Here is a 23,681-nt window from a genome sequence, read left to right as displayed (position 1 = left end):
CCTTGCCTCCATTCGTCATCACCGTCGCCCGGGTCGGGTTCATCGTCCTGCTGTGGATCTTCGTGTTCACGGTGGTCGGCGTGATCCGCCGGGACCTCTTCGCCGGGGCGAGGTCCACCCGCCTCGTCGCGGCACCGCGGGGGGTCGGGGCCGCGACGGGTGGGAACAAGCCGGCGAAGGTCAAGCGGGGCCGGGCGGCACACCAGCTGCACGTCACCGCCGGCCAGCTCGCCGGCACCCGAATAACCCTGGGCGAAACACAGATCACCATCGGGCGCGCGGAGGACTCCACCCTGGTGATCACCGACGACTACGCCTCCGCGCGGCACGCCCGGCTCGTCCCGAGGAACGGGCAGTGGTTCGTGGAAGATCTCGGATCCACTAACGGTACGTACCTCGATCGCGCTAAGGTCACCGGACCTACCCCCGTCCCCCTCGGCGTGCCGATCCGAATCGGCCGCACTTCCCTCGAATTACGGCCATGACTCTGACCCTGCGTTATGCGGCGCACAGCGACCGCGGGCTGATCCGAGACGGCAACCAGGATTCCGTCTATGCCGGGCCGCGGCTGCTCGCCGTCGCCGATGGCATGGGCGGGATGGCCGCCGGTGACGTCGCCAGCAACATCGTCATCGGTGCCATGGCCCCGCTCGACGAGGACGTCCCCGGTGACGCCCTCGTCGACGCCCTGCGGTCGGCCGTGGACACCGCCAACCAACAGTTGCGCGACACCGTGGACGCCAATCCGCACCTGGAGGGGATGGGCACCACGCTGACCGCCCTGCTCTTCTCGGGCAGCAAGATCGGCATGGTGCACATCGGTGACTCGCGCGCGTACCTGCTGCGCGAGGGCGAGTTCGCCCAGATCACCAAGGACGACACGTACGTCCAGATGCTGGTCGACGAGGGCCGGATCAGCCTGGAGGAGGCGAGCAGCCACCCACAGCGCTCGTTGCTCACCCGGGCACTGGACGGCCGCGACATCGACCCCGAATACTCGGTCCGCCAGGTGCTGCCCGGCGACCGGTACCTGATCTGCAGCGACGGCCTCTCGGGCGTGGTGAGCGCGGAGACCATCGCGGACGCCCTGCGCGACTATCCGGACCCACAGCACTGCGTCGAGCGGCTGGTGCAGCTCGCGTTGCGCGGCGGCGGCCCGGACAACATCACCGTGATCATCGCCGACGCCAGCGACCAGGACATCGTGGAGGCCGCCCCGATCGTCGGCGGCGCGGCCGCCCGGGACCGGGGCATGGCGACCTCGGCGGACGACTCGACCCCCGCCGCGCGGGCCTCCGCGCTCTCCCCGCCCCGCCCGGCCAGCCCGGAGCCGGCCGACTCCGGCTCCGACGACGAGGCCGACCGGCCGCGCCGGCATCCCGTACGGACCGCGCTGCTGCTGGTCGTGGTGCTCGCCGTGATCGGCGGCGGCCTCTGGTTCGGCTGGACCTACACCCAGCGGCAGTACTACGTCGGGGCCACCGACGACGGCCAGCTCGCCGTCTTCCAGGGGGTCCCCGGGCGGATCGCCGGCCTCGACCTGTCGAACGTGCACTCCACCAGCCCCACCGAGCTGGACGACCTGACCGAGGCCGCGCAGGAGGAGGTGAAGCAGGGCATCCAGGCGAAGAACGAGCCGGACGCACAGCGTCGGCTCGCCGAACTGACGACCGAGGATCCCGGCAACCCCAACCTCAAGCCGCTCTGCCGGCCCAGCACCTCACCGAGCGCGACCGCCGTCTCCCCCTCCGGCACCCCGTCGCGTCCCGGTCCCGACCCCACCACCCCCGGTCCGACCGTGCGGGCCTCCGCCACCCCGGCGGGTACGCCCGACGCGCCACCGTCCGATCCGATCACGCCGGTCGACCCGGCGGACTGTCGGTCGATCGAGTGAGCGTCAGCTCCGACGATCCGAGGGAACTATCGTGACCGCCCCGCCTGGATCGGCAGCAACGCCCGCGCCAACGGGCGAGCTTCCGCGCGTCCGGTTCGCCAGGACCAGGCGCAATGCCGAGTTGGCCCTGCTGCTGTTGGCGATGGCCGTCGTGGCGGCGTACGCGGCGGCCGTCGAGGCCAACCAACTCGACACCGTGTCGCTCGACTTCTGGGTGCCGACCGCCTCGCTCACCGCGGTCTTCCTCGCCCTGCACCTGGTGATCCGCTTCCTCGCCCCGTACGCCGATCCGGTGCTGGTACCGGCGGTGGCGCTGCTCAACGGCCTCGGCGTGGCGTTCCTGCGCCGGCTGGACCTGGCCCAGGCGTCCCCGGACGAGCGGGGCGACCTGCCGATCTTCGCCGGTGTCGGTGGCCGCCAGCTCGCCTGGACCCTCGGGGCGGTGGTCCTCGCCGCCGGGCTGCTCGTGCTGCTCCGCGACCACCGCTCCATCTCCCGGTACGCCTACACCCTCGGCCTCGCCGGCATCGTGCTGGTGATGATCCCGGCCGTGCTGCCGAGCCGCTTCTCCGAGATCAACGGCGCCAAGCTCTGGGTCCGGATCGGTGGCTTCTCCATCCAGCCCGGCGAGTTCGCCAAACTGGCCCTGCTGGTCTTCTTCGCCTACTACCTGGTACGCAAGCGCGAGGTGCTCTCGCTGGCCAGCAAGCGCTTCCTCGGGGTGGACTTCCCCCGGGGGCGGGACCTCGGGCCGGTCGTGGTGGTCTGGCTGATCAGCCTCCTGGTGCTGATCTTCGAGAAGGACCTCGGCACCTCGCTGCTCTACTTCGGCATGTTCGTGGTCACCCTGTACATCGCCACCGAGCGGGTCAGCTGGCTGATCATCGGCCTGCTGCTCTTCTTCGGCGGGGCGTTCCTGGCGTATTTCCTCGGCAGCACCGTCGGCGGTCCGTTCGCCAACTTCTACGTACGGGCGGAGATCTGGCTCGACCCGTTCGCCGACCCGCACGACTCGGGCTACCAACTGGTCCAGGGGTTGTTGGCCCTCGGCACCGGCGGGCTGTTCGGCGCCGGGCCCGGTGGCGGTCAGCCGACCATCCTGCCCGAGGTGCACAACGACTTCATCTTCGCCGGGATGGGTGAGGAGATCGGCCTCTTCGGCCTCTCCGCGCTGCTGGTGATCTACCTGCTGATCGTCGAGCGGGGCCTGCGGGCGGCGCTGGCCGTACGGGACTCGTTCGGCAAGCTCCTCGCCGGCGGCCTGGCCTTCACCCTCGGCCTCCAGGTCTTCGTCATCGTCGGCGGGATCAGCAAGCTCATCCCGCTGACCGGCCAGACCACGCCGTTCCTCTCCGCCGGTGGCTCGTCGCTGATGGCGAACTGGTTGCTGGTCGCGACGCTGCTGCGGATCTCCGACGCCGCGCGCCGGCCGGTCGACTCGGCCGCGGCACCGCGGGCGAGCGGGGTGCCGGCGGGACCGCCGCCCCAGTTGCACGGCGCGACAACGGAGGTGATCCGACCGTGAACGCACCCCTGCGCCGGGTGGGCGTCGTCGTGATGGTCCTGTTCGGCCTGCTCTTCGTCAACCTCAACTACGTGCAGGCCTACAAGGCCGACGAGTACCGCAACAGCGACTACAACGGCCGGGTCCAGGTCGCCGAGTACGAGCGCAAGCGGGGCTTGGTCGAGGCCGGTGGCACCACCGTCGCGACGAACCGGGAGACCAGCGGCCGGCTCAAGTTCCTCCGGACGTACCCGAAGGGCGAGATGTACGCCCACGTCGTCGGGTACAAGCCGGTCAACGGGGCGGAGACCGGCATCGAGCGACTGGAGGACGAGTACCTCGCCGGCACCAGCGACCAGCTCTTCGCCGACCGGGTGAAGGACCTCTTCACCGGCGACCAGACCGCCGGCGGCAACGTGCTGCTCAGCATCTCGCCCCGGGCCCAGGAGACGGCGTTCAAGCAGCTCGCCGACAACCAGGTCGGGGCGAGCAAGGGCGCGGCGGTGGCGATCGACCCGGCCACCGGGGCGATCCAGGCGCTGGTCTCCATGCCGAGCTTCGACCCCAACCCGCTGGCCGACCACGACCCGGACACTGCCCAGGCGGCGTACCAGCGGCTGGAGGGTGACAAGAACGGCCCGCTGAAGAACCGGGCCCTCTCCGAGGTGCTGCCCCCGGGCTCGACCTTCAAGGTCATCGGCGCGGCGGCGGCGCTGGAGAACGGGTACACCAAGGAAACCCGGATTCCGGCGGGCTCCAGTTACCTGCCGCCGACCGCCGGCGACGACATCCGCAACGCCGCGTCGAGCATCTGCCCCGAGTCGTCGGTGACCCTGATCGAGGCGCTGACCGAGTCCTGCAACACCGGCTTCGCCCGACTCGGCGTCACCCTCGGCTCGGCGAAGCTCAAGGACGAGGCCCGGCAGTTCGGCTTCGAGGACCAGGAGCTGACCGCCGGCCGGCTCGGCGACGGCGGGCTGCCGGTGGCGCCCAGCCGTACCGGCGAGATGCTGACCCCCGACGGCCGGGACGACCCGCCGTCCGTGGCGCAGTCCGCGATCGGGCAGAACAACGTCCGGATGACCCCGCTGGAAGGCGCGATGATCGCCGGGGCCATCGCCAACGACGGCCGGCAGATGCGCCCGTACCTGGTGCAGAAGCAGCTCGGCCCGGACCGGACGACGACCCACTACACGGCGGCACCGCGCGAGCTGCGCCGGCCGGTCGACTCGCAGGTCGCCGGCGACCTGCAGGACATGATGGTCAGCGTGGTGCAGAACGGCACCGGCCGCAACGCCCGGATCGACGGCTACCGCGTCGGCGGCAAGACCGGTACGGCGCAGGCCGGCGAGGTCACCGACGACCACGGCTGGTTCATCGGGTTCGCGCTCGACGACAACGGCAAGCCCGTCTCCGCCGTCTGCGTGATGCTCGAGTCGGCCGGCTCCGGCGGCAGCGCCGAGGCCGCGCGGATCAGCCGCGAAATCATGCGCGCGGTGATCGCCGACCGAGGGGGCCGCTGACATGCTCAAGCCCGGGGTGCTGCTCGGCAACCGCTACCGTCTCGACGAGCGGATCGCCGGTGGTGGCATGGGCGACGTCTGGCGGGGCACCGACGAGGTGCTCGGCCGTACGGTGGCGGTCAAGATCCTGCTGCCGGCCCTGCTGGACGAGCCGGGCTTCGCGGAGCGGTTCCGCGGCGAGGCCCGGACCATGGCCACCATCAACCACCCCGGCGTGGTGGACGTCTACGACTACGGCAGCGACCAGCAGATCGCCTTCCTGGTGATGGAGTACGTCGAGGGCGACGCGCTGTCCCGCACCCTGGGCCGGGTCGGACGGCTGACCCCGGCCCGGACCATGGCGCTGGTGGCGCAGGCCGCCGACGCGTTGCAGGCCGCGCACGACAAGGGAATCGTGCACCGGGACGTGAAGCCGGGCAACCTGCTGGTCCGGCCGAACGGCACCCTGGTGCTCACCGACTTCGGCATCGCCCGCTCGGATCTCGTCGGCCAGCTCACCGCGGCCGGCTCGGTGCTCGGCACCGCGTCGTACATCTCGCCGGAGCAGGCGTCGGGCGCCGTCGCCACCCCCGCCTCCGACGTCTACGCGCTCGGCGTGGTGGCGTACCAGTGCCTGGCCGGCCGCCGGCCGTTCGAGGGCAACAGCCCGGTCGAGATCGCGATGAAGCACGTCCGGGACGTGCCCCGGCCGCTGCCCGGGGACATTCCGCCGGCGATCCGGGCGATCGTCGAACGGTCACTGGCCAAGGAGCCGGGGGCCCGCTGGCCGACCGCGGCCGCGCTGGCCGCCGTGGCCCGGCAGGCCGCCGCCACCATCGCCGGCCCGGGTCACTCCGGACGGCCGGCGGCGGCGCCGGCATCGCCCCCGGTCGGGGCGCCCCACTCGCCCGCCGCCCCGCACCAGCCCTCGCCTCCGCACGGTCCGGTCTCCGGGGCACCCGTACGGCCGACCTCGGGTGGCGCCCGGGTGGCGCCCCCGTACGCCCCGCCGGCCGGGTCGTCCCGTCCGCCGGGCGGACCGGTCGCGGCCACCGCGCCGGTGGCCCGCCAACCGGCCGGTGCCCCGGGCGGGCCGTCCGGTTACAACCGGGGAGCGGCGTCCGTCCCGGCACCGGGATCGCCCCGGCAGGCGGGCGGGTACGCCTATCCGGGCCGGCCGGAGGCGGTGCCGTCGCAGCCCTCCGGAACCCGTCCGTTGCTGATCGTGTTGGCTGTCGTGCTCGGCCTGTTGGTGCTCATCTGCTCCGGCGTGATTTCCTACCGGGTGACGGAGAACAACAGGGGCAATGCCGCACCGGCCACCTCGGCGGCGCTGTCAGGCTCACAGACCGAGGACGGACGCGACGCGCCACGGATTGCGCCGTACCGTCAGGTGGAGCGAGTCGTGTATCCCGGCGGGGTGACCAGATGAGCGAAGGACGACAGACGAGATGACGGCGCAGGCCCGCCTGCTCGGTGGCAGGTACCAGGTCGGCGAGCTGCTTGGTTACGGCGGCATGGCCGAGGTGCACCGGGGGCGCGACCTCCGGCTCGGCCGCGACGTCGCGATCAAGATGTTGCGTACCGATCTCGCCCGGGACGACACCTTCCAGATGCGCTTCCGGCGGGAGGCGCAGAACGCCGCCTCGCTGAACCACCCGGCCATCGTCGCGGTCTACGACACCGGCGAGGAGATCGCCCCCACCGGCGAGACCCTGCCGTTCATCGTGATGGAGTTCGTCAACGGTCGCACCCTCAAGGAGGTGCTCGCCGCCGAGGGCCGGTTGATGCCCCGGCGGGCCCTGGAGATCACCGCCGACGTCTGCGCCGCGCTGGAGTTCAGCCACCGGCACGGCATCATCCACCGGGACATCAAGCCCGGAAACGTGATGATGACCCTGAACGGCCAGGTCAAGGTGATGGACTTCGGCATCGCCCGGGCACTGGCCAGCGGTGCCAGCACGATGACGCAGACCAGCGCGGTGATCGGTACCGCGCAGTACCTCTCCCCGGAGCAGGCTCGCGGCGAGGCCGTCGACGCCCGCTCCGACGTCTACGCCGCGGGCTGCGTGCTCTTCGAGCTGCTCTGCGGGCATCCGCCCTTCGTCGGCGACAGTCCGGTCAGCGTGGCGTACCAGCACGTCCGGGAGGACCCGCCGGCGCCGAGCGACATCAACCGGGACGTCACCCCACCGATCGACGCGATCGTGCTCAAGGCGCTGTCGAAGAACCCGCTCAACCGCTACCAGAGCGCCGGTGAGATGCGCGCCGACCTGCTCCGGGCGGCGGCCGGCCGGCCGGTGATGGCCACTCCGGTGCTTCGCCAGGACGAGACGGTCGCGATGGCGCCGAGCGGGGTCCGTCCGCCTCCGGGGTCGACCCGGCCGATGCCGCCGCAGCGCGGCGACGCCCGCCGGCGCCGCGCCTCGGCCTGGGTGATCGCCTCGCTGAGCGGGCTCGGTGTGCTCGCGGTGATCGCCCTGGTGGCGGCCCTGATGTTCAACGGGCAGGAGACCCCGCAGACCGCGACGGTACCGAACGTGGTCGGCCGTACCCAGGCGGCGGCCGAGGCCGCACTGCGGGACGCCAACCTGGTCCCGGTGGCCGAGTCGGTGACGGCGGCCAACTGCACCGAGGGCCAGGTCACCGGGCAGGACCGGGAGCCGGACAGCCAGGTCGCGCCGCGCACCGAGGTCGGCTTCCAGGTCTGCGCCGGTCCCGGGACGGTCAAGATCCCGGCCAACCTGGTGGGCTCGAAGTACGACTCCGTGAAGGGCCAGCTGGAGGACCTCGGCCTGCGGGTCGAGCGCAAGGAGCAGGACAGCGAGGAGCCGCCGGACATCGTCCTCGCGGTGGACCCGCCGGGGGGCCGGGAGGTCCAGCCGAACGAGACGGTGACGGTCACCGTCTCCAAGGGCAACGTCGACGAGGTGCCGAACGTCGTGGGCGACCAGGAGGCGGAGGCGCGGGAGACGCTGGAGGACGCGGGCTACCGGGTCCGGGTGCGGGCGGGGCAGGAGGTCGACCCCGACGACGCCGGCCAGGTCACCGCCCAGGATCCGCGCGGCGGCTCGAAGCGGGCGCAGGGCTCGACCGTCACCATCACGGTGACGGTGGCGAGGGAAGAGGAGCCGCTGCCGCCCAGTTCGAGTCCGCCGCCCACCCCGGGCGCCGGGGGCATCGGGGGGATCTTCCCGCCGCTGACCCCGCCCACGATCCGCCGCTGACCCGCCCGGGTCACCGCCCCCCGCTCGGGTGCGGTGACGGCGGCGGCCCGTCGCTCAGGTAGGGACGAAGCGAGCCGCCGCTCAGGCGGTGGCGAAGGCGCCGCGCCGCCGCGCCTCCACCTCGGCGGCCAGTGCGGGCGCCCGGTCCAGCGCGCCCGGCAGCCCGCATCCGGCCAACCAGTTGGCCAGCATCAGGTGCCCGCCCTCGGTCAGCACCGACTCGGGGTGGAACTGCACGCCCTCGACCGGCAGGCTGCGGTGCCGCATCGCCATCACCACACCCGACCCGGTCCGGGCGGTGACCTCGATCTCCGCCGGCAGCGTCTCCGGCAGTACGGCCAGCGAGTGGTAGCGGGTGGCGGTGAACGGGTCGGGCAGCCCGGCCAGTACGCCGTCCCCGGTGTGCCGTACCTCGGAGGTCTTGCCGTGCAGCAGCTCGGGGGCCCGCTCCACGGTCCCGCCGTACGCGGCGCCGATCGCCTGGTGGCCGAGGCAGACGCCGAGGATCGGCAGCTCACCCGCGTACCGCCGGATCACGTCCAGGCAGATGCCGGCCCGCTCGGGGGTGCCCGGTCCGGGTGAGAGCAGGATCCCGGCCGCGCCGACCCTGCCGACCTCGTCGAGGTCGATCTCGTCGTTGCGCCGTACCTCGCACTCGGCGCCGAGCTGGCCGAGGTACTGCACGAGGTTGAAGACGAACGAGTCGTAGTTGTCGATCACGAGGACGCGCATGCGGGGCCTACCTGGTGGGACTCGGGGGCGGGGTGTTGTTCCGGCTGGGGTTGTACGGCAGCTCGTGACCGTCACCGGCCGGCTCGGTGGGCTCCTCCTCGACACCGGGCTCGCCACCGGACGGTACGCCGGAGTCCTGGGTCACCTGCACGTCGTCGAAGGGCAGCAGCGGCTCGGCCCACGGAAAGACGACGTACCAGAGCAGGGCGAGCACGCCTGCGGTGAGCAACAGCGAGCCGAGCAGTTTGCCCGGCAGCCCGAGGGGGAACTTGCGCCAGATCCAGCCGTACATCCGCGCCTCAGCCGTCCAACTCGGCCGGCCGTACCGCCCCGGGGGTCTTCGGTTCGGTGCGGACCAGTTCGGCGTGCACGATCAGTCGCTGGTAGTTGTCGAACTTCGGGTTGCAGGTGGTCAAGGTCAGCATCGCCTCGGTCGGCTTGGCGCGCGGCTGCCCCGGGACCGGAGCGACCACCTCGACCTGGGACGGCCGGACGATCCGGCTCTGCGAGACGTGGTAGACGAACCACGCCTCCTTGGACTCGACCACGATCGGGTCGCCCTCGCGAAGCTCGTCCAGGCGCCAGAAGGTGGCCCGGTTCCGGTGGCCGGCGACGGAGAAGTTGCCCACCTGTCCGGGCAGGGCGCTCTTCGGGTAGTGACCGGGCGCGTACCGGATGTCCTTCTGGCTCACGCCCTCGACCACCACCCAGTGCTTGTCCAGCTTGGGGATGTAGAGGCCGGCCATCGGCTTGCCCGCTACCGGCTTGCCCGGGGCGGTGGCGGCACGGGTGGGGCCCACCGTGGGGTCGGGCTGGTCCCAGACCTGGGCCAACTGCTGGCTCAGGTCGTCCTGGTGCGCGTTGACGATCGTCGACTTGCCCCAGACCTCGTACGCGGCGAAGAGCAGCACGACCAGCCCGAAGGTGATCAGCAGCTCTCCGGTGGCCCGTACGCCGGTGCGGATGCGGGAGCCGAGCGACGGTCGGGTCAGCTCGGAGTAGACGCTCTTGTAGCCCTCGCCGGTCTGCTCGGGGCGCAGCGGGACGACCCGCGCGCCGCGGGGCGGTCGGCCGTCGCCGCCGGAGGGCCCGTCCCCGTCGTCGTCGGCGGGCGCCGGGGGGATGGCGCCGATCAGTGCGGTCGCCTCCATGTCGTCCCGGCGCGGTGGTCCGGCCGCTGCGCGCCCCGGCACCGCTCCGCGCACGTTCGGTACCAGCGCGGCGGTCTGCTCCTCGGTGCCGGACCGGCCGGCGGGGAGCACCGGGATCAGCGCGGTGGCGCCGGGGTCCCTGGCGGGCAGTTGCGGGATGAGCGTGGTCGGACCGTCGACGGCGCCGCCACCCATGCCGGGCAGTGGGCCGGTGCGCTCGTCCGGGAGCAACCCGGGCAGCGGGCCGGTGCGCTCGTCCGGCCCTTCGGTTCGGCTGGACGGCGGGCTGGCGGCGGTGCCCCGGCCCGGAGCCGGCACCCAGGGATCCGGATCGGCGGGCGGTGTCGCGGCGGCGCCGGTACGCCGGTGGTCCGGCCCAGGTTGCCACCTGTCCCGCTCGGGTGCCGGCTGCCAGCCGTCGATCCCGGGTGCCCGGTGCGGGTGGTCGGCGTCGGGCGGAGATCCCCACCGCTCCGGTTCGGGTGTCGGACTCCACCGGTCCGTTTCGGGGGCGGGCTCCCAGTGCTCGGGTTCGGGTGACCGCCGCCGGCGCTCGGGCCCGCCGCCCGCCGGCTCCCAGCGCTGGGCCGGCTCTGCGGCGGGCTCCCAGCGGTCCTGCGCCGGCCCTGCGGCCGGTTCCCAGCGGTCCTGCGCCGGCTCTGCGGCGGGCTCCCAGCGGTCCTGCGCCGGCCCTGCGGCGGGCTCCCAGCGGTCCTGCGCCGGGCCCGCGGCCGGTTCCCGGCGCTCCTGCGGTTGCCGGCGGTCCTGCGCCGGGTCCGGTGCCGGGTCCGGTGCCGGCGCCCAGCGATCCGGGGCGGGGGCCGGTCCGGGCTCCCACCGATCCCGGGTGGAGCCGGGTGCCGGTTCCCAGTGGTCCGGGCCGGCGCCCGTGGTGGGGTCGCGGCGGTCGGCGCCGGGCGGGGTCGCGGGCGGCCAGCGGTCGGAGTGCGGAGACGGTCTCGGTGCCGGGCGCGCGGTGTGGTCGGCCGGGGTGTCTCCCCAGGTGCCGGCGGCCGCCGCCGGCCTCGGCTCCCAGCGTCCGGGGGACGCGACCTCCCACGGACCCCGGTCCGCCGGGGGCACCGCCGACCGGGCGTCGGAGGCCGCCCCACCCGGCGGGTAGCGGTCGTCGGGGGCCCGGTCGCGCGGCGGGTACTGGTCGTCAAATGCCGCTCCGCGCGGCGGGTACTGGTCGTCAAATGCCGCTCCGCGCGGCGGGTACTGGTCGTCAAATGCCGCTCCGCGCGGCGGGTACTGGTCGTCAAATGCCGCTCCGCGCGGCGGGTACTGGTCGTCAGATGCCACCCCGCGCGGCGGGTAGCGGTCGTCGGGCGCGGCGCCGCGTGGCGGGTACCGGTCGTCGGGGACCCGGTCGCGCGGGTGCCGGTCGTCGGGGGCCGGGTCGCGCGGGTGCCGGTCGTCGGGGGCCGGGTCGCGCGGGTGGTACCGGTCCGCGCCGGGCCACTTCTGCGGGGCGGCGCCCGGCTGGCGGTACCGGTCCTCGGGGTCGGGGCGCGGCTGGCCGTAGCGGTCCTCCGGCGCGGTACCGGACGGGCGCGCGTGGTCGTCGGAGCGGCCGGTGGGGTCGTCGCCGGGCGGGCGCGGGGCGGAGGCGGCGGCCCACTCGGCGGTGTCGACGTCGTCCGGGTCGCCCTGCGGCGGCAGGATGTGATCAACCGTGATCTTGGGACGGCGGGCGGGCGGGCCCGGTCGCGGTGCCCGGTCCGGCTCGGTGGGCGCGCGGTGCCGGCCGTCCCGGAGGGGGTCGTATTCCCCGGGCGCCGGACTCATCCGGGAACCTTCGCCGACCGCAGACCGCTGGGGCCGTCGTACGCGGGTACGGTCACGGTGGGCTCCACGGTTTCCCTGTATCCGAGTTGGTAGTGGACGACGGCGTCCTTGAACGACCGGACCCCTTCGGACGCGGCGAGAGCCCGCTGGAGTGCGGCGGGATCACCGATCGCGGTGATCTTGAAGGGTGGCGAATACACCCGACCGTGCAGCAGCAGGGTGTTACCGACGCAGCGTACCGCGCTGGTCGCGAGGATGCGGACATTCATGATTGACATGGCCTCGGCGCCGCCGGCCCAGAGCGCGTTCACCACGGCCTGTACGTCGCCCTGGTGCACCACGAGGTCGTCGTTGCTCGCGTCCTCCGGCTGGGTGCCGTCGCCGTACTGGGGTGCGTCGTCGAGCTCGACGCTGATCCCGGGACCGGTCAGCGCGGTGAACCCGGCGGCCTGCCGGCTCGCCGCGGCCCGCTCCCGCTGGGCGGTGACTCCGGTGTCGGAGCCGCCGAGCGCCGATGTCTGGTCCTCCACCTTGTCGCGCAGTGCGGCGGCGCGTTCCTCGCTCGCCTCGACCCGGTCCCGGCGGTCCTCGATGAGCTGGGCCAGCTCCGGGCGGCGGTCCTCCCGCAGGGACGTGCCGCCGGCCGTGGTGGCCGTAGTGGTGAAGAGCAGTCCGGCGGCGAGGGCGATCAGGGGGACGCCCACGGTCCAGACCGATCGGCGGTGCTGCGCGGCACGCCGGGGCAGCAGGGCGACGACGACGCGCCGGAGCACCTTGCGCCAGGAGGCGGCGCCGGATGTGTACTCCACCGATGCTCCTCCTCCGGATCGTACCGATTTAACCGATTATCTCCCGAACGACGGTACGGTCCGCAGGGTATCCGGCGATCCGCCGTCGACAGCCATCTGATCGGGTCCGTGGCCTGAACGGGTCTTCGCGACTACGCTAGCTGTCGAACATTATTGGCCATGGACCGTCGCCCTTGCGTCCGGTTGTCAGGCCGGACGAGGATCACCACCCCCTCAGGAGAGCGCCGTGCCCAAGTCCCAGGTCCGCAAGAAGAAGGTGTACACGCCGCCGACCGACGTCCGACCGACGTCCGCCGCGACGACGCGTAAGCCTAGCCCCGTGTGGTTGCCGGTCACCGCTGTGTCGCTGATCGTCTTCGGCATCGGCTGGCTGGTCGTCTTCTACCTGTCCGAGATGCAGTACCCGGTCGCCACCTGGCGCTACTGGAACCTCGCCATCGGCTTCGGCGCGATGGTCAGCTCGCTCGCCCTGCTCTCCCGCTGGCGCTGAACGCCGGACGCCCACCCGGCGCGGCCCGCTCGGCCGCGCGTCGGGTTCACTGCGATGATGCTCACGTTACCAACGGGTAACCTGGCCGCGTAGGCTGCGCAGAGCGCTGGCAGCCGTGTCATGGATCGCTGGTCGGTCCCGGTGGGCGCACGGCAGCCAGCCGGGTCGGGCAGTAGACGGGGAGGCCAGAGGGATGGGCAGCGTCCAGATCGTCACCACGATCCTCGCCGCCGGCATCACCGCGGTCGCGGTGTGGCTGGCGGTGCGGGCGGTCCGCCGGATGGTGGCGGTGATCCGGCTGGGTCAACCGGCCCCCGAGCGCTTCTCGGACAAGGGCACCCGGTTCAGGACGATGCTGACCGAGACGGTCGGCCACACCCGGATGCTGCGCTGGACCGTGGTCGGGGCCGCGCACTGGTTCGTGATGGTCGCCTTCGTGGTGCTCTCGCTGCTCGTGCTGGAGGCGTACTTCGAGGTCGTCACGCCGACCGGTGGGCTGCCGGTGATCGGCCACTGGGTGGTCTACGGCCTGGTCACCGAGCTGATCGGCGTACTCGGGCTGGTCGGGATCACGGTGCTGACCGCCATCCGGCTGCGCAACCGGCCCACCCGGCCCGGTGGTCTCTCCCGGTTCACCGGATCGACCATGTGGCAGGGCTACTTCGTCGAGGCCGTGGTCGCCGCCGTACTGGTCTGCGGCTTCCTGATCCGGGGCTTCAAGGTCGCCACCGACCACTTCGAGTTCCCGGCCTGGGCCACCCCGGTCAGCCACGCCGTCGGCAGCCTGCTGCCCGCCTGGTCGGCGGGGGTCAGCGTGACCGCCCTGGTGAAGATCATCATCTCGATGACCTGGCTGATCGTCATCGCGCTGAACGTGACCATGGGCGTCGCCTGGCACCGGTTCGCCGCCTTCTTCAACATCTTCTTCAAGCGGGACCCCGGCAGGGTCGCCTCGGGGCTCGGCGGGCTGCGCCCGATGACCAGCGGGGGCAAGCCGCTGGACTTCGAGGAGGCCGACCCCGAGTCCGACCAGTTCGGGGTGGCCCAGGTGGAGCAGTTCACCTGGAAGGGGCTGCTCGACTTCACCACCTGTACCGAGTGCGGGCGCTGCCAGTCGCAGTGCCCGGCCTGGAACACCGGCAAGCCGCTGTCGCCGAAACTGCTGGTGCTGTCGCTGCGCGACCACGCGTACGCCAAGGCGCCGTACCTGCTGGCCGGCGGCGGCAAGGACCTGACCGGCGAGGAGAAGGCGACCGCGGCGCAGCTCGCGCACATGGACGTGCTGGCGCTGGCCGAGGCGGACCGGCCGCTGATCGGTGGTGCCGAGGAGGGCGGCGTCATCGATCCGGACGTGCTCTGGTCCTGCACCACCTGCGGCGCCTGCGTGGAGCAGTGCCCGGTGGACATCGAGCACGTGGACCACATCGTCGACATGCGCCGCTACCAGGTGCTGATCGAGTCGAGCTTCCCGTCCGAGGCCGGCGTCATGCTGCGCAACCTGGAGAACAAGGGCAACCCGTGGGGTGCCCCGCCGAACACCCGGGAGGACTGGACCAAGGGTCTGGACTTCGAGGTCCCCCGGGTCGGCGAGGTCGAGGACTTCGAATACCTCTTCTGGGTCGGCTGCGCCGGGGCCTTCGAGGACCGGGCCAAGAAGACCACCCGGGCGGTGGCGACCCTGCTGCACTCCGCCGGCGTCAGTTTCGCCATCCTCGGCGAGGGTGAGACCTGCTCCGGTGACCCGGCCCGGCGAATCGGCAACGAGTTCGTCTTCCAGATGCTCGCCCAGCAGAACGTGGAGACCCTGAACGAGGCGTTCGGCGACCGGGAGCCGGTGAAGCGCAAGATCGTGGCGACCTGCCCGCACTGCTTCAACACCCTGGGCAACGAGTACGGCGAACTCGGCGGCCAGTTCGACGTCGTACACCACACCCAGCTCCTGGCCCACCTGGTCGCCGAGGGCCGGCTCACCCCGGTCCAGCCGGTCGACGGCGGCGTCACCTACCACGACCCCTGCTACCTCGGCCGGCACAACCGGGTCTTCACCCCGCCGCGCGAGGTGCTCGGCGCGGCGGCGGCCGACGGGGTGACCGAGCTGCCGCGCAACCGGGAGCGGTCGTTCTGCTGCGGCGCGGGCGGTGCCCGGATGTGGATGGAGGAGCGGATCGGCAAGCGGATCAACGTCGAACGCGTCGAGGAGGCCCTCTCCACCGGTGCGAAGACCATCGCCGTCGGCTGCCCGTTCTGCTCGACCATGCTGGGTGACGGTGTCACCGGCAAGGGCGCGGCCGAGCAGGTCGAGGTGGTCGACGTGGCCACGGTGCTGCTCCGCTCCGTCAAGGGAACGTGACCCCGCGCGGCGGGATCGGGCCGCTCGTGCGCGCCCTGACCGGCCGCTGGCTCCGGCTCGGCGTCGGGGTGCTGCTCGGCGCGGTGACCGCGACGGTGGAACTGACGTACCTCCTGGGTCTCGGGTCGGTCCTGCTGGTGGCCAGGGCCCGTCCGGACGGGCGGCGGGCGACCGTCCAGCGGATCGTCGAGCGGATCGAGGCCGGCGCCCGCCATCTCGCCGAGGTGGAACGGTGGCGGCTGGCGACGTTCCTGGACAGCGAGAACGCGTCCGACTACAGCGGTCGCCGGGCCGTGCGGTACCTCGCCGTGCGCTGGGCGGTGGGGATGCTCGGCGGCTTCGTGCTGGCGCTCTTCGGCTGGGGCGTACTGGCCGGCGGGGTCTGGATCTGGGAGGCGGTGCGCGGCGAGAGCACCCCGCTGATCCTGCTCGGCCAGCTCGTACTCGGACTGGTCGGCCTCTTCCTGGTGGTGCAGGGCACGGTCGGCCTGGTCGCGCTGGACCGCCGGCTGGCCCGGCGCTTCCTCGGACCGAGCGGGCGGGAGGCGCTGGAGCGCCGGATCACCGAGCTGGCCACCAGCCGGGCCGGGGTGGTCGCGGCGGTCGACGCCGAGCGCCGCCGGATCGAACGGGACCTGCACGACGGCGTACAGCAGCGGTTGGTCGCCCTGGGCCTGCTGGTCGGCCGGGCCCGGCGCAGCACGGATCCGGCGAAGGCGGCGGAGCTGCTGCGCCAGGCGCACGAGGAGTCCGGGCGGGCCCTCGACGAGTTGCGCGAGGTGGCCTGGCGGGTCTACCCCACCGCGCTGGACAACCTGGGGCTGGCCGACGCCCTGGCCCGGGTCGCCGAGCGGGCCGGACTGCCGGTCCGGATCGACTACCGGCTCACCGAGCGGCCGCCGGCGGCGGTCGAGACCGCCGCCTATTTCGTGATCTCCGAGGCGGTGACCAACGCCGCCAAGCACGCCCGGGCCACCGGGGTCGACGTCGAGGTCCGCGCCCGGGACGGCTGGCTCGTGGTCGCGGTCGTGGACGACGGCACCGGCGGCGCCGACCCGGGCGGCGGCGGGCTCTCCGGGCTGGGCCGCCGAGTCGCCGCGCTGGACGGCCGGTTCCGGCTGACCAGCCCGGCCGGCGGGCCCACCACCGTCGTCGCGGAGCTGCCGTGCGGGTGATCCTGGCCGAGGACTCGATCCTGCTCCGCGAGGGTCTGGTCCGGCTGCTCGCGGAGGAGGGGCACGAGGTCACCGCGACCGTGGGAGACGCGGACGCGCTGGTCGCGGCCGTCGCGGCGGACCCGCCGGACGCCGTGGTCGTCGACGTACGGATGCCGCCGACCCACACCGACGAGGGGCTGCGCGCCGCGCTGGAGATCCGCCGCCGCTGGGCGGGCGTCGGGGTCCTGGTGCTGTCGCAGTACGTCGAGAAGCGGTACGCCGTGGAGTTGCTGACCGACTCCAGCGGCGGGGTCGGGTACCTGTTGAAGGACCGGGTGGCCCAGGTCGGCGAGTTCCTCGACGCGCTGGCCCGGGTGGGCGACGGCGGCGCCGCCTTCGACCCGGAGGTGGTACGCCAGCTGCTGGCCCGGACCAGTCACGCCGATCCGCTGGGCCGGTTGACCGCGCGGGAGCGGGCGGTGCTCGACCACATGGCGCAGGGGCACACCAACGGCGCCATCGCCGAACACCTGCACGTCTCGCAGAGCGCCGTCGAGAAGCACGTCAACGCGATCTTCGACAAGCTCGACCTGTCACATGTCACCGGCTACAGCCGGCGGGTCCTGGCCGTGCTGCGTTACCTCGGTGGATGAGCTGACAGGCATACCGCGGCGGAGCGATATGCCTGTCAGTCATATTCATGCCTCAAAGTCATCACGCTCGACGTCGCATTGCCCCGCCGGCGGGACGTGACCGGCGAGGGGTCAGGCCCGGTGCCGGCTGCGCGGCCGGTTCCGCCGGGCCAGCCGGTCGACGACGAACCAGGCCACCGTGAGGAGGACGGCGACGATGACCACCTTCTGGAGTACGCCGGCGTACTCCTCGACCCGGTGCCAGTTCTCCCCGAGCAGATAGCCGGCCAGCACGAAGACGGTGTTCCAGATCAGGCTGCCGAGGCCGGTGAAGAGGAGGAAACCGCCGAGCGGCATCCGTTCGACGCCGGCCGGGATGGAGATCAGACTGCGGAAGATCGGGATCATCCGCCCGAAGAAGACCGTGCTTCGCCCGTGCCGGAGGAACCACGCCTCGGTGCGGTCCACGTCGCTCAGCTTCACCAGCGGCAACCGGGCCGCCAGCGCCCGGGTGCGGTCGCGGCCGAGCAGGGCGCCGACGTAGTAGAGCGCGAGCGCGCCGACGACCGAGCCGAGGGTGGTCCAGAAGATCGCCGACCAGAGGCTCATCTCGCCCTGGCTCGCGGCGAACCCGGCCAGCGGCAGGATTATCTCGCTGGGCAGCGGCGGGAAGAGGTTCTCCAGCGCCACCGCGAGCCCCGCGCCGGGGGCGCCGAGCCGGTCCATCAGGTCGGTGGCCCATTCGGCGATTCCGGAGAGCGGGGGCGGTTCGGCGGCGAGTGAGGCCGTACTATCGATCATGGTTACGACGCTAGCCGGCGGCGCCTGTACGAACCCTGAGGATCCACGCCCGATTCACCACCCGTTCGCCACAGTTCCGTACTGCGGTGAACCGCATTCCCGGCGGGCCCGTACCTTTCCACGAGTTGGGTTAGAGTCACGATCGCTGATCCGGTCCACACTGGACCGGCCCGTTACCGCGAGGAGGCTGGCGGCCCGTGGCGGAGAATGCAGCGGCCCGATCGGATCTGGACCCGTCCGGGCGGCATCGGGCCCGGTCCGGCAGACCGGCCGGAGCCGCGAGGCGGCGTGACCGGTCGGACCTGGGCATCCGGATCGTCTCGGTGGTGGGGCTCGGCGTCGGACTGATCGTCCTCGCCATCGGCTTCGGCGGGGACACCCTGCGCCCGTTCATCTTCGACAGCGGGCCGGAGCCGCAGGTCGGTGTGCCGGTCGCCGTGGCCAGCCCGCCGCCGCTGCGCCAGCCGGCGCCGGCGGACGTACCGGGGCCGACCCCGACCGCCGGGCCCGCCAGCGGTACGCCGGATCCGTCGTCGCCCGCGACGCCGACGCCGACCCCCTCGGTGACGCCGAGCACGTCCACCTCGCCGAGCGCCGCCGCGGTGCCGACCCCGTCGGCGACGCCGTCGTCACCGGTGGTCAACCCGCCGCCGGTCGCCGACGTCCCGCCGCCGCCTCCGCTGCCGCCCCCGCAGCCGGTTCTGCTCGGCCCCGGCGGCAGGGGCGAGCTGACGCAGCTGGTGGAGCGCTACTGCGACCGGCGGGTCGGCAGCCTGAGCTGGGCGGACGCCCGCGGTGACGGCCGCTGGGAGTGCGGGCAGCTGCTCTCGTCCCGGATCGTCGACATGGACGTCGCCTGCCGCGACACCTACGGCGACGGCGCGTTCGCCCGGAACACCGAGCCCGGTGACGCCTACGGCTGGCGCTGCTTCCGCAACTGACCGCCGCGGCACGGACCCGCTGGTCCGGCCGGTAGTCTGCTCGACATCGACGCCCTGGTCCTGACCACGCTGCTGCCGCTGCTCGGCTTCCTCCTGCTCACCGCCGGCAACGCGTTCTTCGTCGCGGCCGAGTTCGCGCTGGTCACCGTCGACCGCTCCGAACTGGACCAGCGGGTGGCGACCGGGGACCGCCGGGCCCAGACGGTCCGCAAGGCGCTGCGGGAACTCTCCTTCCAGCTCTCCGGCGCGCAGCTCGGTATCACCATCACCGCCCTGCTCACCGGCTACCTCGCCGAACCGGCGCTGGCGAAGCTCTTCGCGCCGGCGCTCCGGCCGCTCGCCGGGGAGGCGACCGGGCAGGTCACCCCGCTGCTGGCGCTGGCCCTGGCCACCCTGCTCTCGATGCTCTTCGGCGAACTGGTGCCGAAGAACGCCGCGCTGGCCCGGCCGATGCCGGTCGCCCTGGCCACCGCCGCACCGATGCGGACCTTCTCCCGGGTCTGCGGCTGGCTCATCCGGGCCCTGAACAACTCGGCCAACTGGCTGGTCCGCCGGCTCGGCGTGGAACCGCAGGAGGAGCTGGCCAGCGCCCGGTCGCCGGAGGAACTCGGCCTGCTCGCCGCGATCTCCGCGCGGGCCGGTGCGCTGCCCCGGGACACCGCGATGCTGCTCCAGCGGACCATCCGGTTCGGCGAGAAGCGGGCCGCCGAGGCGATGACCCCCCGGGTCGACGTGGTCGCGCTGCGGACCAGTGCCTCAGTGGCCGAGCTGCTGGCGCTGGCCCGGCAGACCGGCCGGACCCGGTTCCCGGTCTACGAGGAGACCCTGGACCTGGTCACCGGGGTGGCCGGGGTCTCCGACGCGCTGGGCGTACCGCCGAACCGCCGGGACGGCACGACGGTGGCCGCGGTGGCGCGCGAACCGGTCTACGTGCCGGAGAGCCTGGACCTCGACGGCGTCCTCGCGGCGCTGCGCGCGGCCGGCGCCGACCTGGCGATCGTGGTCGACGAGTACGGCGGCACGGACGGCGTGGTGACGGTGGAGGACCTGGTGGAGGAGCTGGTCGGGGAGATCGCCGACGAGTTCGACCCGGCCATCGTCGACGACAGCGGACGGCTCGAACTGACCGTGCCGGGTGGCGAACGGACCCTGCTCGTCGACGGGGTGCTGCGCGAGGACGAACTCGCCGAACAGACCGGTTTCCGGCTGCCCGAGGGGCCGTACGAGACACTGGCCGGGTTCCTGCTGGCGCGGTTCGGCCACATCCCGGTCGCCGGGGAGACGGTCGAGGAGCAGGGCTACGAGTTCACCGTGGTGGAGGTGGTCCGGCACCGGATCGAGCAGGTCCGGGTGGTCCGCCCCGAGGAGCCGGTCGACCGGTGACGAATCTGCTGATCACCGTCGCGCTGCTGCTCGGCAACGCCTTCTTCGTGGGCAGTGAGTTCGCCCTGATCGCCTCCCGGCGTACCGTGATCGAGCCGCTGGCCGCGCACTCCAGACGGGCCCGGTGGGCGCTCTCGGCGATGAACCAGATCCCGCTGATGATCGCCGGCGCCCAGCTCGGCATCACCGTCTGCTCGCTCGGCCTGGGCGCGATCGCCGAGCCGGCCCTGGCCCACCTGCTGGAGGGGCCGTTCCACTCGCTGGGCCTGCCGGAGCGGGCGATCCATCCGGTGGCGTTCGTCATCGCACTGGGCATCGTCGTCTTCCTGCACACCGTGGTCGGCGAGATGGTGCCGAAGAACATCACCCTGGCCGGCCCGGAGCCCTCCGCGCTCTGGCTCGGCCCGGCGATGCTGGCGTTCTGCGTGGCCACCAAGCCGCTGCTGCTGGCGATGAAGTGGGCCTCGGCCCGGATCCTGGGGCTGTGGCGGATCGAGGCCACCGACTCGGTGAAGACGGTCTTCACCGCCGAGGAACTGGCCGGGCTGGTCTCCCAGGCCCGCACCGAGGGGCTGCTCGGTTCGGAGGAGCACGCCCGGATCACCGGCGCGCTGGCACTGAACCAGCGCACCGCCGCCGACGCGCTGCGGCCGTGGGCCGCGGTGACCACGGTGGCCGAGGACGTCTCACCGGCCTCGCTGGAGGTGCTGGCGACCAGGACCGGACGGTCCCGCTTCCCGGTGGTGCAGCGCTCGACCCGCCGGGTACTGGGCTTCGTGCACGTCAAGGACATCCTCGGGTACGAGGGGGCGGCCCGCCGGGCGCCGGTGCCGGCAACCCTGATCCGCCCGCTGGCCGTGGTGCCGCCGGAGCAGACCCTGGCCGACCTGCTGCTGGCGATGCGCCGCGAGCGTCGGCACGTGGTGCTGGTCAGCGACGGCCGGGTCCCGCTGGGTGTGGTGACCCTGGACGACGTCCTGACCGCGGTGGTCGGCGCACCCGGGCAGCCCTCCGGGGAGAGTCCGCCGGCCACGAGGTCGTCGCCGGCTCCGGAGGCGGAGACGGCGACAACCCCGTGACCATGCGCACGGGATCAGCGCGGTGACGGCAGCAGCAGTACGTCGTCCAGGTTGACGAACATGATCCGGTGACCGAACTGGATCTGTACGTACCGCAGGTCGCCGCGGATCACCGTCCAGTCACCCGGTGACGAGCCGTCGAACGTGGTGGCCCGGTAGTACTCACTGGGCAGCACGTCGCCGACGGCGTACCGCTGACCGGCCGGCAGGGTGTACGGCAACGGCGTGACCGTCTGGTACGGCACGCCGGCCGGGTAGGCGTCCGCCTCCGGGTAGGCCCGGCCGTACACCGGAATCGTCGCCCGGCCCGGCCTCGGGGTCGCGACCAGACCGGCGGTCCATTTCGCGGTGGGGTTGCCGGCGGGGTTGTGGAACCAGGCCTTCTGCCCGAGGTACCAGATGGCGGTCCAGTCCCCCCGCCGGTCGGCCAGCGCGTACGTCTGGCCGGCCGAGGCGCGCGCCCCGTGGTCGGAGATGTGCATCGTGTTCGGGGTGCCGTCCGGGCGCAGCGCGACGTCGTTCACCAGCGGCGCGTCGGCGGCCGGCGCGGTGTGCAGGACGACCGACGACGAGCCCCGGGACGGGCACGGTACGCCGGCGGTCTCGCAGCCGGTGAAGGCGGGCCGGTTGGTGGCGAAGTCGGGGTCGATGGTGACCAGGCCGGCGCGCGGGGTACCGACGCCGCGCAACGGCGCCCGGAGCAGGTCGAAGTAGTGCGACCAGTTCCAGTACGGTCCCGGGTCCCAGTGCATGCCGGCGACGGTCGACGGGATGGTGCCGGGCACGTTGTCGTGCCCAATGATGTGCTGCCGGTCCAGCGGGATGTCGTACCGGGCGGCGAGGTAGCGGACCAGTTTGGCCGAGGTCCGGTACATCGCCTCGGTGTACCAGGTGCCCTGCGCGGCGAAGCCCTCGTGCTCCAGGCCGATCGCCTTGGCGTTGACGTACCAGTTGCCGGCGTGCCAGGCCACGTCCTTGGCCCTGACGTGCTGGGCGATGTGCCCGTCCGCCGATCGCAGCGTGTACTGCCAGCTCACGTAGGTGGGGTCCTGCACGAGCCGCAGCGTGGTGTCGTAGCTGCCCTCGGTGTCGTGGATGACGATGTACTCGATCTTCTGCCGGCCGGGCCGGTCGGAGAGGTCGTGGTTGCCGTAGTCGCCGGCACCGAACGCCTGGTAGGGCGCCGGGATCCATTCGCAGGAGATGTCGCGGGGGCATTCCAGCCCGTCCGGCCGGGGCGCCGGCCCGCCGAGGCCGAGCCGGTCCAACCAGGACCGCTGGGGGGTCAGTCCGGCGTGCGCGGGCAGGGTGAGCCGGTGGCCGTCGTCGGTGGTCCGGCTGGCCCCTTCGGTGATGGTCCGGTAGACCTCGTCGGCGAAGGCCGCCGCGGCGTCCGCGCGGTCGCTGCCGGAGTACCGGGCCACCGCGCCGTACCAGGTCGCCGGGTCGCTCGCCCGGCCGGTCGGCCCGGCCAGGGCCCGCTGGTACGAGGCGAGCAGCGCGGCGCCGCCGCGGATGTTCACGGCCGCGTCGGTACGCAGGGCGGGCGCGGCGGCCCCGGTCAGCGCGGCGGCGGCGTCCAGGGTCTGCCCACCCGGGGTACCGGCGCTCGGGGCCGTCCCGGGCGCGTGCGGGCCGGTGGCGTGGGGCAGTGGCCGGGCGGGGTCGCCGCGCCGGTCCTCGCCGTGCTCGTGGGCCGGGCCGGCCGCCGTGGCCAGCCGGGCGGCGTCGGTGAGGTGCATCGGGCCGTACCCGCCGCTGGTGCTGGGGGTGCCGGCGTTGGTGTCCCAGCGGGACTGGAGGTAGGAGACGCCGAGCAGCACGCTCTCCGGTACGCCGAACTCGGCAGCCGCCGCGGCGTACTCCCGTTGCCGGCTGTCCTGTGGGTGCTGGCCCTGTGGTTGCTGCCGCTGCGGCGGTGTGCCCGCCGCGGGCGCGGCGCCGATCGGCACCAGCGCGGCGGCGCCGAGCACGGCGGCGCCGAGCACGGCGGCGCCGAGCACGGCGGCGCCGAGCCTGTTTCGTCTGCTCAACGGGGTTGTCGTGGGAGGCATGGGGACTCCGTTCCGCCGGGGGTGGGCGTTGAGGTCACCCTCCACCCCGGACGCGAAGTCGTCAATGGGTTCCGCGTTACGTCCTCGCGACGTAAGAAACCTTCACCACACCCTGTGCGATCACCCCGATACGTAACGAATCGACCTGCGTCACGGGTTGCTTTTGCATAACGGCCTTCTCTAT

Annotated in this window: 19 protein-coding genes; 13 read left to right on the top strand and 6 right to left on the bottom strand. The window is 72.9% G+C overall.

What is annotated here, in order from left to right; genetic code table 11:
- Positions 1-2: 2 nt before the first annotated feature.
- The 6 genes from ACQEUR_RS05925 to pknB all read left to right on the top strand — a co-directional run bounded on the left by ACQEUR_RS05925 (position 3) and on the right by pknB (position 8,127).
- On the top strand, positions 3-485 hold the full coding sequence (locus ACQEUR_RS05925) for an FHA domain-containing protein FhaB/FipA (RefSeq protein WP_433026554.1): 483 nt from the start codon (positions 3-5) through the stop codon (positions 483-485).
- Positions 482-1,894, top strand: a complete 1,413-nt coding sequence (locus ACQEUR_RS05920; RefSeq protein WP_433026551.1) for a BofC C-terminal domain-containing protein — start codon at positions 482-484, stop codon at positions 1,892-1,894. Before ACQEUR_RS05925 ends, ACQEUR_RS05920 begins: the two co-directional genes overlap by 4 nt.
- 142 nt (positions 1,895-2,036) lie before the next feature.
- On the top strand, positions 2,037-3,419 hold the full coding sequence (locus tag ACQEUR_RS05915) for an FtsW/RodA/SpoVE family cell cycle protein (RefSeq protein WP_433027723.1): 1,383 nt from the start codon (positions 2,037-2,039) through the stop codon (positions 3,417-3,419).
- Positions 3,416-4,921 (top strand): peptidoglycan D,D-transpeptidase FtsI family protein, encoded by a 1,506-nt coding sequence (locus tag ACQEUR_RS05910; protein ID WP_433026548.1) that lies wholly within the window; start codon positions 3,416-3,418, stop codon positions 4,919-4,921. Before ACQEUR_RS05915 ends, ACQEUR_RS05910 begins: the two co-directional genes overlap by 4 nt.
- Before the next feature lies 1 nt (position 4,922).
- Positions 4,923-6,332, top strand: a complete 1,410-nt coding sequence (locus tag ACQEUR_RS05905; protein WP_433026545.1) for a protein kinase domain-containing protein — start codon at positions 4,923-4,925, stop codon at positions 6,330-6,332.
- Positions 6,333-6,351: 19 nt separating this feature from the next.
- Complete coding sequence (gene pknB / locus ACQEUR_RS05900; protein WP_433026542.1) at positions 6,352-8,127, top strand: Stk1 family PASTA domain-containing Ser/Thr kinase; 1,776 nt, start codon at positions 6,352-6,354, stop codon at positions 8,125-8,127.
- A gap of 81 nt (positions 8,128-8,208) precedes the next feature.
- On the opposite strand, the gene ACQEUR_RS05895 is transcribed toward pknB, so the two are convergent.
- From ACQEUR_RS05895 to ACQEUR_RS05880, 4 genes are read right to left on the bottom strand one after another with little or no spacing between them, the layout of a single operon-like run.
- A complete protein-coding gene (locus tag ACQEUR_RS05895; RefSeq protein WP_433026539.1) occupies positions 8,209-8,859 on the bottom strand; it encodes an aminodeoxychorismate/anthranilate synthase component II in 651 nt (216 codons plus the stop codon).
- A gap of 7 nt (positions 8,860-8,866) precedes the next feature.
- Complete coding sequence (locus tag ACQEUR_RS05890) at positions 8,867-9,151, bottom strand: hypothetical protein (protein ID WP_433026536.1); 285 nt, start codon at positions 9,149-9,151, stop codon at positions 8,867-8,869.
- A 7-nt stretch (positions 9,152-9,158) separates the two neighbouring features.
- Positions 9,159-11,801 carry a class E sortase gene (locus tag ACQEUR_RS05885; protein ID WP_433026533.1) on the bottom strand — a complete coding sequence of 881 codons (2,643 nt, stop codon included), beginning with the start codon at positions 11,799-11,801 and terminating at the stop codon, positions 9,159-9,161.
- Positions 11,798-12,610: a DUF881 domain-containing protein gene (locus ACQEUR_RS05880; protein WP_433026530.1), complete on the bottom strand. Its 813-nt coding sequence runs from the start codon at positions 12,608-12,610 to the stop codon at positions 11,798-11,800. The genes ACQEUR_RS05885 and ACQEUR_RS05880 overlap by 4 nt, the downstream gene beginning before the upstream one ends.
- 226 nt (positions 12,611-12,836) lie before the next feature.
- On the opposite strand from ACQEUR_RS05880, the gene ACQEUR_RS05875 reads away from it, so the two are divergent.
- The 4 genes from ACQEUR_RS05875 (at position 12,837) to ACQEUR_RS05860 (ending at position 17,260) form a co-directional block, all read left to right on the top strand.
- A complete protein-coding gene (locus tag ACQEUR_RS05875; protein ID WP_433026527.1) occupies positions 12,837-13,100 on the top strand; it encodes a cell division protein CrgA in 264 nt (87 codons plus the stop codon).
- A 193-nt stretch (positions 13,101-13,293) separates the two neighbouring features.
- Positions 13,294-15,450 carry a (Fe-S)-binding protein gene (locus tag ACQEUR_RS05870; RefSeq protein WP_433026524.1) on the top strand — a complete coding sequence of 719 codons (2,157 nt, stop codon included), beginning with the start codon at positions 13,294-13,296 and terminating at the stop codon, positions 15,448-15,450.
- A 26-nt stretch (positions 15,451-15,476) separates the two neighbouring features.
- Positions 15,477-16,625: a sensor histidine kinase gene (locus ACQEUR_RS05865; RefSeq protein WP_433026521.1), complete on the top strand. Its 1,149-nt coding sequence runs from the start codon at positions 15,477-15,479 to the stop codon at positions 16,623-16,625.
- The gene (locus tag ACQEUR_RS05860) at positions 16,616-17,260 is read left to right on the top strand and encodes a response regulator (protein WP_433026518.1); all 645 of its coding nucleotides are present in this window, start codon (positions 16,616-16,618) and stop codon (positions 17,258-17,260) included. The genes ACQEUR_RS05865 and ACQEUR_RS05860 overlap by 10 nt, the downstream gene beginning before the upstream one ends.
- A gap of 111 nt (positions 17,261-17,371) precedes the next feature.
- Here ACQEUR_RS05860 and ACQEUR_RS05855 read toward each other — a convergent pair whose 3' ends face one another.
- Positions 17,372-18,040 (bottom strand): DedA family protein, encoded by a 669-nt coding sequence (locus tag ACQEUR_RS05855; RefSeq protein WP_433026515.1) that lies wholly within the window; start codon positions 18,038-18,040, stop codon positions 17,372-17,374.
- Positions 18,041-18,237: 197 nt separating this feature from the next.
- Between ACQEUR_RS05855 and ACQEUR_RS05850 the strand changes: the two genes are divergently transcribed.
- The 3 genes from ACQEUR_RS05850 to ACQEUR_RS05840 all read left to right on the top strand — a co-directional run bounded on the left by ACQEUR_RS05850 (position 18,238) and on the right by ACQEUR_RS05840 (position 21,443).
- Positions 18,238-18,981, top strand: coding sequence for a hypothetical protein (locus ACQEUR_RS05850; protein WP_433026512.1), 744 nt, complete (start codon positions 18,238-18,240; stop codon positions 18,979-18,981).
- Between the two features lie 72 nt (positions 18,982-19,053).
- Positions 19,054-20,364, top strand: coding sequence for a hemolysin family protein (locus ACQEUR_RS05845; protein WP_433027721.1), 1,311 nt, complete (start codon positions 19,054-19,056; stop codon positions 20,362-20,364).
- Positions 20,361-21,443, top strand: a complete 1,083-nt coding sequence (locus ACQEUR_RS05840; protein WP_433026509.1) for a hemolysin family protein — start codon at positions 20,361-20,363, stop codon at positions 21,441-21,443. The genes ACQEUR_RS05845 and ACQEUR_RS05840 overlap by 4 nt, the downstream gene beginning before the upstream one ends.
- Before the next feature lie 14 nt (positions 21,444-21,457).
- Here ACQEUR_RS05840 and ACQEUR_RS05835 read toward each other — a convergent pair whose 3' ends face one another.
- Positions 21,458-23,497 (bottom strand): N-acetylmuramoyl-L-alanine amidase, encoded by a 2,040-nt coding sequence (locus ACQEUR_RS05835; protein ID WP_433026506.1) that lies wholly within the window; start codon positions 23,495-23,497, stop codon positions 21,458-21,460.
- Between the last annotated feature and the right edge of the window lie 184 nt (positions 23,498-23,681).

It is taken from the genome of Plantactinospora sp. CA-290183, assembly GCF_050936375.1.
Classification (GTDB): Bacteria; Actinomycetota; Actinomycetes; order Mycobacteriales; family Micromonosporaceae; genus Plantactinospora.
The sequence above is the reverse complement of the archived record's forward strand: the minus strand, read 5'-3'. Positions and strand labels throughout refer to the sequence as shown.

What these genes read in the sequence shown, in the direction of transcription:
- pknB (WP_433026542.1), top strand. Translation starts at nt 6,352, where the DNA reads ATGACGGCGCAGGCCCGCCTGCTCGGTGGCAGGTACCAGGTCGGCGAG.
- ACQEUR_RS05855 (WP_433026515.1), bottom strand. Translation starts at nt 18,040, where the DNA reads ATGATCGATAGTACGGCCTCACTCGCCGCCGAACCGCCCCCGCTCTCC.
- ACQEUR_RS05905 (WP_433026545.1), top strand. Translation starts at nt 4,923, where the DNA reads ATGCTCAAGCCCGGGGTGCTGCTCGGCAACCGCTACCGTCTCGACGAG.
- ACQEUR_RS05870 (WP_433026524.1), top strand. Translation starts at nt 13,294, where the DNA reads ATGGGCAGCGTCCAGATCGTCACCACGATCCTCGCCGCCGGCATCACC.
- ACQEUR_RS05915 (WP_433027723.1), top strand. Translation starts at nt 2,037, where the DNA reads ATGGCCGTCGTGGCGGCGTACGCGGCGGCCGTCGAGGCCAACCAACTC.
- ACQEUR_RS05895 (WP_433026539.1), bottom strand. Translation starts at nt 8,859, where the DNA reads ATGCGCGTCCTCGTGATCGACAACTACGACTCGTTCGTCTTCAACCTC.
- ACQEUR_RS05890 (WP_433026536.1), bottom strand. Translation starts at nt 9,151, where the DNA reads ATGTACGGCTGGATCTGGCGCAAGTTCCCCCTCGGGCTGCCGGGCAAA.
- ACQEUR_RS05920 (WP_433026551.1), top strand. Translation starts at nt 482, where the DNA reads ATGACTCTGACCCTGCGTTATGCGGCGCACAGCGACCGCGGGCTGATC.
- ACQEUR_RS05885 (WP_433026533.1), bottom strand. Translation starts at nt 11,801, where the DNA reads ATGAGTCCGGCGCCCGGGGAATACGACCCCCTCCGGGACGGCCGGCAC.
- ACQEUR_RS05835 (WP_433026506.1), bottom strand. Translation starts at nt 23,497, where the DNA reads ATGCCTCCCACGACAACCCCGTTGAGCAGACGAAACAGGCTCGGCGCC.